Genomic DNA, 9,703 nt, shown 5'->3' with positions numbered 1-9,703 from the left:
GCTGTGCCCCACCCCTCCGGTGGGGCACAGCGACCGGCCCAGGCATTCGTGAGGCTCCCGGGCGCGCGTCCCGGCTCGGCCGGTCCGGTCGTGCCGGATCAGCCCACCAGGTCCGGCGCGCGCAGCATCTCGGGCGGGATGCCCCAGGCGTCGACGAACTCGACGGCGAGGGGCCGGATCTTGCGGCAGAGGTCGTTCACCTCGCGGCTGATCGCCTTGGACCGCTGGACGGTCAGCCGTCCGTGCTCCATGAACCAGGCCCGGTCCGCCTCGATCGTCGACAGGGCGAACAGGTCGCACAGCAGGCCCAGCGCGACCTTGTTGCCGCTCTCGGGCAGCGCACCCAGCTTGTCGACGAACGCCTCCAGCACCAGCCGCTCGACGTGTGCGTGGGCGACCGCGATGACGTGGTCCTGGACCTGCGAGAAGACGACGCCGGGATTGCGCTTCTGGTCGATCCCGCGCTTGAGGCGCCGGGCCACTCCGGCGAGCATGTGCTCCTCGCGGTAGCGAAGCATGGCGAGGTGGTACTCCGAGTCGAGCAGCCCTGCCTCCTGGTCCCACTCGTCACCGCCGGGCAGCAGGTCACGCACCCGTTCGAGCAGCTTGTGGGCCGACGTCTTCTCTATGACCGTCTCGACGGCGAGGCCGGTCACGTAGCGGACCATGCCGAGCTGGTCCAGGTCCTCGAACTCGCTCGCGTAATGGGTGAGCAGGCCCTTGGCCACCAGCTGCAGCAGGACGTGGTTGTCGCCCTCGAAGGTGGTGAAGATGTCGCTGTCACTCTTGAGCGCGGCGAACCGGTTGACGGCGAGGTAGCCGGCGCCGCCGCACGCCTCCCGGCACTCCTGGACGACCCGGGTGGCGTGCCAGGTCCCGAGCGCCTTGGTCCCGGCGGCACGTGACTCCAGCTGGCGCCGTGCGTAGGCGTCGTCCTTGATGCCGGAGAAGACCTCGTGCAGCTGTGTGCGCACGACGTCCTGCGCGAAGTGCAACGCGTACGTACGGGCGATGAGCGGCAGCAGGCGCCGCTGGTGGAGGCCGTAGTCGAGGAGCAGTTGCTCCTCCGCGTCCGGGGCCGCTTCGAACTGCCGGCGCCGCACGGCGTATTTCGTGGCGATCGCCAGGGCGACCTTGGCGGCGTTGACCCCGGCCCCGCCGACGCTGACCCGGCCCTGCACGAGAGTGCCGAGCATGGTGAAGAAGCGCCGGTTCGGGTTCTCGATCGGGCTCTCGTAGACGCCCTCGGCGGTCACGTCGGCGAAGCGGTTGAGCAGGGCCTCTCGCGGCACCCGGACGCCGTCGAACGACAGGCGCCCGTTGTCCACTCCGTTGAGACCCATCTTGCGGCCGTCGTCCTCGATCAGCACACCGGGCGCCACCTCACCCCCGGCCCGGATCGGCACCACGAACGCGTGCACGCCCTCGGACTTCCCGCCCACCTCCAGCTGCGCGAACACGACGGCCAGTTCGCCATGACGTGCCGCGTTGCCGATGTAGTCCTTGCGCGCCTGGTCGCCGTGGGTGGTGATGACGAACTCCTGGCCCGCGGCGTCGTACCTCGCGACGGTGCCGAGCGCCTGCACGTTGGAGCCGTGCCCCGTCTCGGTCATCGCGAAGCAGCCCATCAGCTGCCCGGTGATCAGGTCCGGCAGATACGCGTCGTGGTGGCGTGCGGTGCCCAGATGCAGGATCGCGCCGCCGAAGAGTCCGAACTGCACGCCGACCTTGACCAGCACCGAGAGGTCCCCGAAGGCGAGCGTCTCGAACGCGGCGATCGAGGCTCCGATGTCGCCGCCACCGCCGTACTCGCCCGGGAACCCCATGCCGGTCTGCCCCGTCGCTGCCATCTCGACCACGACCTCGCGCACCCGCTCACGGAACGCGTCGAAGCCGAGCTCGTCGGCCTCCTCGAGGACGGAGGCGTAGGTCGCCAGGTTGGTGCGGACGAGGTCGCGGATCTCGGCGTACTCGCCGTCGAGCACGTCCGTCAGTGCCCGGACGTCGACTTCGGGCTGCACGTAGCCGCTCGCAGCAGTGGATCTGTCGGTAGCCATGCACGTTCGCTACCCCGCCCGGGGACGATCAAGCAGGTACCCCGCACCCCCGGAGAGCGACGGTGTCCGCGACGCCCGGCGGTCAGGCCTTCTTCGGGCGGGCCTTCTGCCGTGCGCGTTCCTCGGAATCCTGCATCTCGAGGATGCGGAAGACATGGCCGCTCACCCGCTTGCGTGCGCTCCCGCTCACGAACAGGGCCGCGCCCGCCACGGCCGGCGGCACGGCGAGGGCGCCGAGCGCGAGCAGCTCCGGCCAGTCGCGCTCGGCGACGCACAGCTTGGGCGTGCTCTGGCTGTACGGCGTGGCCTCGCTGTCGTAGAACACCGGTGCGTCGCAAGCGATCTCACCGAAGGAGTCACTGTCCACACTGAACGGCATCAGCAAGAGGTAGCCCAGCCAGAGGAACAGGGCCGCTGCGACGGCCATGAGGCCGAGGCCCCAGCCCTGCTGCCGTCCGGCCCAGCGGTCGAATTCCTGGCGGGCGGTCCACTGCATGAGAAATCCCCGTTCGTCCTGTCCGGCTCGCTTGCTCCGGCGAGGATCGTACGTGCCCGGGGACAGCGGCACGAAGGCTTCGGCACTCCGGACCGGCCGGTCGTCGGCCGGGAACCACCGCGGGACCCGACGGGGGTTCGATCCGAGGGGCTCCCGGTCGGTGATGTGCGGTCACGCAGGTCTAGACCTTGACGCGCACATGGCATGCCGTTAGCTTCCTGAAGGCATCGACCATTCACGTCCGCAGGAAGTGTTCACATACAGGAACGTCCTCTCGGTAGAAAGGCACACCCCCCATGCGAAGCGGATTCCTGAGATCGACCCTGACAGCAGTGCTGGGCGGGCTGCTGGCCGGCCTCCTCGCCCTGCCGGCCTCGGCGGCGCAGCCGGATGCCGCGCGCGCGGCATCCGGCGCCGTTCCGGCCTCGCAAGCCGCCCCCGCCGCGTTCACCCACCCCGGCGTCGGCGTCAGCCGGGCCCAGTTGGACACCATGCGCAGCCGCGTCAACGCGGGCACCGCTCCCCAGGCAGCCGCCTACGGCCAGATGATGGCTTCGCGGTACGCCTCCCTCTCGTACACCCCCCACCCGCGCGCCGTCGTCGAGTGCGGTTCGTACTCGAATCCCAACTACGGCTGCACGGACGAGCGTGAGGACGCGATCGCGGCGTACACCCACGCCCTGGCCTGGTACGTCACCCGCAATGCCGCTCACGCCGCGAAGGCGATCCAGATCATGGACGCCTGGTCGGCCACCGTCCGGGACCACACCAACAGCAACGCGCCGCTGCAGACCGCCTGGGCGGCCTCCTCATGGCCCAAGGCCGCCGAGATCATCAAGCACGTCTACGGCAACTGGCCCAACTCCGGCCGCTTCGGCACCATGCTGCGCGACGTCTACTACCCGGAGATCCAGAACGGCTCGAACTCCAACGGCAACTGGGAGCTGAGCATGACCCAGGCCATCATCGGCATCGGGGTCTTCCTCGACGACAAGGGCATCTACGACAGAGCGGTGTCGCTCTACCGCAACCGGGTGCCCGCCTTCGTCTACCTCGCCTCGGACGGTGCCCTGCCGCGCACGAAGCCGGGAGACGGGCGCGACACCCGCGACGAGATCATCGGCTACTGGCACAACCAGACCACATTCGTGAACGGGCTCGCCCAGGAGACCTGCCGCGACTTCGTCCACACCGGCTACGGCATCGCAGCCATGTCCCAGGTGGCCGAGACCTCTCGCATCCAGGGCCAGGACCTGTATCCGGAGTTCGGTGAACGGATTCGGCACGCTCTGGGCTTCCACGCCACGTACGAACTGAACAGCCCGCCGTCCTGGCTGTGCGGAGGCAGCATCAACCGCGGGCTCGGCCCCGTCACCGAGGTCGGCTTCAACGCGCTGCACAACCGGCTCGGAAACGCCATGAGCAACACCGAGGCCTACACCCTGGCCGGGCGCCCGATGGGGACGAACAACCTCTTCGTGGCCTGGGAGACCCTGACCCAGGGGGACAACGCGTCCTGAGGCGTCACACGACGCCGGGCGTCGGGGAGCAGGGTGGTGCTGTCACACTCTGCTCCCTCATCGCTTCCGGGCCACTGGCGTGGCCTCGGCGTTCTCCGCTCGCCCGACACTCGGCGGCACGGACGTGCCGTCCGGGCTCCAGTCACGACGCGACCACCCGCCGTCGGCCCAATCCGTTGACGTGGCCATGCCGCTTGGCTAACTTCTGAGAGCGCTCTCCTGCACCCGCACGGCATCCCCCACCGCGACCAGACGTATCGGGAGCTCCCCCATGAAGTCACTGAGATTCACCTCGGCCGCCGCTCTGACAACGTTGTCTGCCCTTCTCGTCGGCGGGTTGCCGTCACCTCCCGCCGCCGCGGCACCGACGGCCGTGTGCAACAGGTACTGCGACGCACGGGACCCGGCGCTGAGCCCACAGGACCGTGTACCCGTCACCGCCACCGTCTCCTCGCGATCGGTCGCCCTGCACTTCGACGACACCGACGCGATGGGCTGGGCGTCCATCGACAACGGAGGGCCCGACGACCGGGTGTGGCTGGACCGGTCCATGGACGGCGGCCGGACCTGGGCCGCGGGGAGCCGCCTCGGCGACACCGCGGTGCCCTCCGGGGGGCGAGGCTGGCGCACCCAGATGTACAACGTCGACGACTGGAACACCCAGGGTGTCGGGGCACTGCGGGCCTGCGGGCAGCCGGCCGGCGGGGCCATCGCGTGCACGCCCTGGGCACGGACGACCTGGAACGCCGGCAGCCGGAGCACCGCGGCGGCCACCGCGCTGATGATGTCGTTCGACCGGAGCAGCAAGCTGTTCGGCGGCAACGGCTGGTGGACCGGCGCCAACGCGCTGACCGCGATCATCGACAACAGCCGGATCAGCGGCATGGGCAGCTACACCTACGCCGTCGCCGCGACCTACGACAAGAACATCAACGCGCAGGGAGGCCAGTTCCGCAACGAGTACCTCGACGACACCGGCTGGTGGGGCCTGGCCTGGATCGCCGCCTACGATCTCACCGGCGACCGCCGGTACCTCGACACCGCGCGGGCCGACGCGGACCACATGTACGCGAACTGGAACAACACCTGTGGTGGCGGGGTCCGCTGGAGCACGAACGGCAACTACAAGAACGCCATCACCAACGAGCTGTTCCTCCAGCTCACCTCGGCCCTGCACAACCGCATCGCGGGAGACACCACGTATCTGAACCGGGCGAGGAGTGAATGGGACTGGTTCCGCAACAGCGGCATGATCAACGGTGACCACATGATCAACGACGGTCTCGATGACGCCTGCGCGAACAACGGCCAGACGACCTGGACCTACAACCAGGGCGTCATCCTCGGCGCGTTGACCGAATTCCACAAGGCCACCGGTGACTCCGGCCTCCTGACGACGGCGCGCGGACTGGCCGACGCCTCCACGGTACGGCTCCAGACGGACGGCGTACTGCGCGAGCCCGGCGAGGGCGACAGCTGCACGGGCGACGGTCCGAGCTTCAAGGGCGCCTACGTCCGCGGCCTCGGCGCGCTCAACCGTCAGCTGTCCGGCCGCCCTTACGCCCCGGCCCTCACCCGCTGGGCGAACAGCGCCTACGACCGCGACCGCAACGCCCTCGACCAGTACGGCCCGCACTGGAACGGCGGGAACGGCACCACCGACTACGGCTGCCAGCAGAGCGTTCTCGACCTCCTCAACGCCGCCACCGGCTGACGAGGCCAGGACGCCCGCAAGAGGCGGGCGCGTCCGCCGCCACGTCTGCTGTACTCGACGGCCCGCCGTCCTGGCCGGCCCGGACGGCGGGCGGCCGACACACGACGGCCGCTCGCCGGCTCATCCGGGGGCCTGTGGGCGGCCTCGTCGCCGGCTGCGCGGGCGGCCGGGTGAACCGCCGGGACGACCGCACCGCCAGGAAGGCGGCCGGACTCCGGGGCCCGCCCGGTCAGCCCGACTTCGGCGGCTTCTGCGCGTCGAAGGCGAAGAGGGTGTTCTTGGCCGCGGCCACGATCACGGCACCCCCCGCGACGGTCACCCGCGGACTTGCGCCCTGCTCCCCCGTCAGGCCGTCGGCCTGCGGATCCGTCGTCCACAAGGTGCTGCCGTCGGAAGGCGACAGCGCGACGACCCGGCCGGTGGCCGAGCTGAAGTACAGTGCGTCGGCGCCCTCGACAGGGCCCGACGCCCCCTCCACGCCCGTCTGCCGAGACCACTTCTTCCGGCCGCTCGCGGGGTCGAGCGCCGTGACGAGACCGGTCTGCCCGCTCACGTAGACGGTGCCGTCCGCCATACCGGGCGTCCCCGCGTACGTCCTGGCCAGCCGGGAGTACGTGACCTTCCGTGAGTCCGGGTCGACCCGCGCCACTGCGTCGTAGCCGGCCAGAGCCGGTCCCTCCCGGTGTTCCTGAAGGAGTACGAGCCTGCCGTCGGCGACGCCCATCGGCACGGCGGGGCCGTCGACCGCGATGGGCCTGCCGAGTGTCCCCGAGGCGCGGTCGACCGCGTACAGGGTGGGGTGGCGCACCTCCAAGGCGTCCACCTCCGCGTGGGTCGCGCACATCGCGAGGAGCTGAGGGCCGACCGGAACGGGAGCGCACTGCGTATCCGCCGGGAACGGCGTCGTCCAGGTGACCTCACCGCTGTGCGCGTCCCGGGCCTCGAAGCGGGAGTTGGAGGCGTCGACCGTCACGACGGCGGAGCCGACCACGAGCGCGTCCTGACTCCGGCCCGTGACAGCCGCCGACTCGGCGCCGGACGGCACGGACCACAGCTCCCGGCCGCTGTCCGCGTCGATGGCCACCACCTCGCTGGGGGCGCCCTGCGGAGCGTCCTGTGCGGCGAAGCGGTAACCGAGGACCGTGTCGTCGGTGGCTCCCACCAGGTGCATGCCCTGGACGGGGACGCCCGGGCTCTTCGCCGTCCACACCCGCGAGCCGTCCCCGGGCCTGATACGGGTCGCGAGGACGCTTCCGCCCCCGCAGAACAGCGCGTCGCCGCGCGCGACACAGCGCAGCTCGTCGGGGATGTCCTCGCGACCGCCCGGCACGGTCGTGCGCCACGGCTCGAAGCCCGCCGGAAGTGCGGCACCCGGCGCCGCGACGCTGTTGCCGTCGTCGTTCCCCCCGAAGCCGCCCGCCGTCAGCGCGGCGACTCCCCCGCCGATCGCTGCCACCGCGACCGCGGTCGCGAGCACGGGACGCCAACGACGGCGCAGACGGCGGCCGACGGGGGTGCCGGTGCTCCCCGCACCGGGAGCGGCCGGGGCGGTGGCAGGGGCAGCCGGCGCCGGCGTGTCCGGCGTCGCGAGGTGCTGTTCGGTGATCATGTCGCGGGTGCAGCCCGCGCCGGCCCCGCCCGGGCCGGCTCCACCGAGGTCGGCAGGCAGGTCCCGCAGCAGCACCAGGAGTTCGTCCGCCGAGGGACGCCCCTCGGGCTCCTTGTCCAGGCACGATTCGACGACCGCGCGCAGCGCCGGCGGCACGGCGCCCAGGGAGGGTTCCTCGTGCACCACCTGGTACGCCGTCATGTACGGGCTGTCCGCGTCGAAGGGCCCGTGGCCCGTCGCGGAGTACACCAGCAGCGTCCCCAGCGAGAAGACATCGGACCGCGGCCCCACTCCGCGCGGCGCCTGCAACTGCTCCGGCGACATGAAGGGCGGCGTACCGATGACCCGCCCGGTCATCGTCAGTGTCTGCTGGTCCGCGGCGCGCGAGATGCCGAAGTCGATGACGCGCGGGCCCTCCGGCGAGAGGACGACGTTCGAAGGCTTCAGGTCGCGGTGGACGACCCCGGCCCGGTGGATGTCGCGCAGCGCCTCCGCCAGCCCGATGGCCAGCCGTCTCAGCTCCGCTCCGTCCAGCGGGCCCTCCGCGGCGATGCGCTGGGCGAGCGTGTGCCCCTCGATGTAGGTCGTCGCCATCCACGGCTGCTCGGCCTCGGGAGCGGCGTCGACCACGGCGGCGGTGAACGCGCCGCTCACCCGCCTCGCCGCCGCCACCTCCTGCCGGAAACGGATGCGGAACTCTTCGTCCCCCGCGAACTGCTGGTGGATCAGTTTGATCGCGACGGGCCGCCCCGAGCTCGTACGGGCCAGAAAGACCGTGCCCATGCCACCCGAACCGAGCCGCGCCTCGAGCGGGTAGCCACCGATCTCGGCTGGGTCACCTCCGCGCAGCGACACTCTTCCCGACCTCCCGTCCCCCGTGCACCTCTGTCACCACGGGCCTGCGTACCTGTCCTGCACACAAACTAGCCGCAGTGCAGTACGGCGGGGCGAAGCGGGTGACGAACAGGGAGCCCGGGCGTGCTCCCAGCCGCGCACGAGGAGGTTTGGAGGGCACTGCGGAACGGCGGGAAGAACGTATCGGGTGAGCTCGGCGAAACCCGGGGAATAAGTGGCGACAGATGATGGGAGGTTGCCATGGATGGCAGAGATCTGGAACTCGGCGAGCTTCTGGCCGCCGCTGAGTCCGCGCCGCCCGGGGAGTCCGTCGGCGTGATCGCGCACGATCTGCGCAAGCGCTTCGGAGCGGAGAGCGTGTCGTTCCTGTTCGTCGATCTCATGGGGCAGCGCCTGCTGCGCCTGACCGCACCCGCCGAGGGTGACATGACGGACACTGCGGAGCAGATCTGCTTGCAGGACAGTATTTACGACACGGTTCTCCGCAGCCAGCGCCAGCACGTGGAGCCGGACAGTCAGGGCGGACGGCGGGTGATCTCGCCGGTGAGCAATCGCGGTGACTGCATCGGTGTGCTGGAGGTGACCCTGCAGTCCGCCGACGACACCGTGCTCGGACAGATCAGCGAAGCGGCCCACGCGCTGGCTTACATCATCGTGACGGACCGCCGCTTCACGGACCTGTACCACGCCGGCCGCCGCACCACCCGGACCAGTCTGGCCGCCGAGATCCAGCATCAGCTGCTCCCTTCGGCCTCCTGCTGCGAGGCCCCCCAGTTCACCCTCGCCGCAGGTCTGGTCCCGGCGGACGACATCGGCGGTGACACCTACGACTACACCCTCGATCAGGACACGCTGCACCTGTCCATCACCGACGCCATGGGCCACGACACCGATTCCGCTCTGCTGGCCACGCTGGTCACAGCTGCGCTGCGCGGCGCCCGCCGCACGGGGTGCGACGCGCTGCACCAGGCCCATCGCGCTCACGAGGCCCTGCTGACCCACAGTCGTGGACTGGCCACCGGACAACTGATGTGCATCCGTCTGGAGACGGGCACCTGCGAACTGGTCAACGCCGGACACCCCTGGCCGCTGCGTCTGCGGGCCGGTGCCACCGAGGTCGAGGAGGTCCAGCTCGCCGTGAACCTGCCGTTCGGAGTCGCCGCGCCCACCTCCTACCAGCTCCAGGAGCTTCAGCTGCACCCCGGCGACCGCCTGGTCCTGCTCACCGACGGCATGCAGGAACGTGGTGCCGCGGTCGTCGACCTGGCCTCTCTCCTGGTCGACACCCGCGCCTCGCATCCCAGGGAAGCCGTCCGCGCCCTGACCACAGCGGTACTGGACGCCTGCCGGGGCAACCTCAAGGACGATGCCACTGTCGTCATACTGGACTGGCACGGCGCCGAGGGGCGCACCGGCTCCGCTGGATGAGTGGGGCTCCGGAGCCCCGACGGC

At 70.6% G+C, this 9,703-nt stretch carries 6 protein-coding genes; 3 read left to right on the top strand and 3 right to left on the bottom strand.

All coding sequences use genetic code 11. From position 1 onward, the window contains the following. Positions 1 to 98: 98 nt before the first annotated feature. Entirely contained in the window at positions 99 to 2,057 is a 1,959-nt protein-coding gene (locus ACFUNE_RS22800; RefSeq protein WP_383570924.1) for an acyl-CoA dehydrogenase, read from the bottom strand. Positions 2,058 to 2,139: 82 nt separating this feature from the next. Next, entirely contained in the window at positions 2,140 to 2,553 is a 414-nt protein-coding gene (locus tag ACFUNE_RS22795) for a hypothetical protein (RefSeq protein WP_383570921.1), read from the bottom strand. 296 nt (positions 2,554 to 2,849) lie between these two features. Here ACFUNE_RS22795 and ACFUNE_RS22790 point away from each other — a divergent pair, with 296 nt between their 5' ends. Further along, on the top strand, positions 2,850 to 4,073 hold the full coding sequence (locus ACFUNE_RS22790) for an alginate lyase family protein (RefSeq protein WP_383570918.1): 1,224 nt from the start codon (positions 2,850 to 2,852) through the stop codon (positions 4,071 to 4,073). Positions 4,074 to 4,344: 271 nt separating this feature from the next. Then, positions 4,345 to 5,787 carry a glycoside hydrolase family 76 protein gene (locus ACFUNE_RS22785; protein WP_383570915.1) on the top strand — a complete coding sequence of 481 codons (1,443 nt, stop codon included), beginning with the start codon at positions 4,345 to 4,347 and terminating at the stop codon, positions 5,785 to 5,787. Between the two features lie 229 nt (positions 5,788 to 6,016). Here ACFUNE_RS22785 and ACFUNE_RS22780 read toward each other — a convergent pair whose 3' ends face one another. Beyond that, positions 6,017 to 8,251, bottom strand: a complete 2,235-nt coding sequence (locus tag ACFUNE_RS22780; protein ID WP_383570912.1) for a serine/threonine-protein kinase — start codon at positions 8,249 to 8,251, stop codon at positions 6,017 to 6,019. A gap of 240 nt (positions 8,252 to 8,491) precedes the next feature. Here ACFUNE_RS22780 and ACFUNE_RS22775 point away from each other — a divergent pair, with 240 nt between their 5' ends. Beyond that, positions 8,492 to 9,679 carry a PP2C family protein-serine/threonine phosphatase gene (locus ACFUNE_RS22775; RefSeq protein WP_383570910.1) on the top strand — a complete coding sequence of 396 codons (1,188 nt, stop codon included), beginning with the start codon at positions 8,492 to 8,494 and terminating at the stop codon, positions 9,677 to 9,679. Positions 9,680 to 9,703: the final 24 nt, after the last annotated feature.

The sequence above is a fragment of the Streptomyces sp. NPDC057287 genome (assembly GCF_042667905.1).
In the GTDB taxonomy this organism is placed as follows: domain Bacteria; phylum Actinomycetota; class Actinomycetes; order Streptomycetales; family Streptomycetaceae; genus Streptomyces.
The sequence above is the reverse complement of the archived record's forward strand: the minus strand, read 5'-3'. Positions and strand labels throughout refer to the sequence as shown.

Excerpts from the sequence above, each read along its gene's own strand:
- ACFUNE_RS22790 (WP_383570918.1), top strand. The coding sequence starts at position 2,850 with ATGCGAAGCGGATTCCTGAGATCGACCCTGACAGCAGTGCTGGGCGGG.
- ACFUNE_RS22775 (WP_383570910.1), top strand. The coding sequence starts at position 8,492 with ATGGATGGCAGAGATCTGGAACTCGGCGAGCTTCTGGCCGCCGCTGAG.
- ACFUNE_RS22785 (WP_383570915.1), top strand. The coding sequence starts at position 4,345 with ATGAAGTCACTGAGATTCACCTCGGCCGCCGCTCTGACAACGTTGTCT.
- ACFUNE_RS22800 (WP_383570924.1), bottom strand. The coding sequence starts at position 2,057 with ATGGCTACCGACAGATCCACTGCTGCGAGCGGCTACGTGCAGCCCGAA.
- ACFUNE_RS22795 (WP_383570921.1), bottom strand. The coding sequence starts at position 2,553 with ATGCAGTGGACCGCCCGCCAGGAATTCGACCGCTGGGCCGGACGGCAG.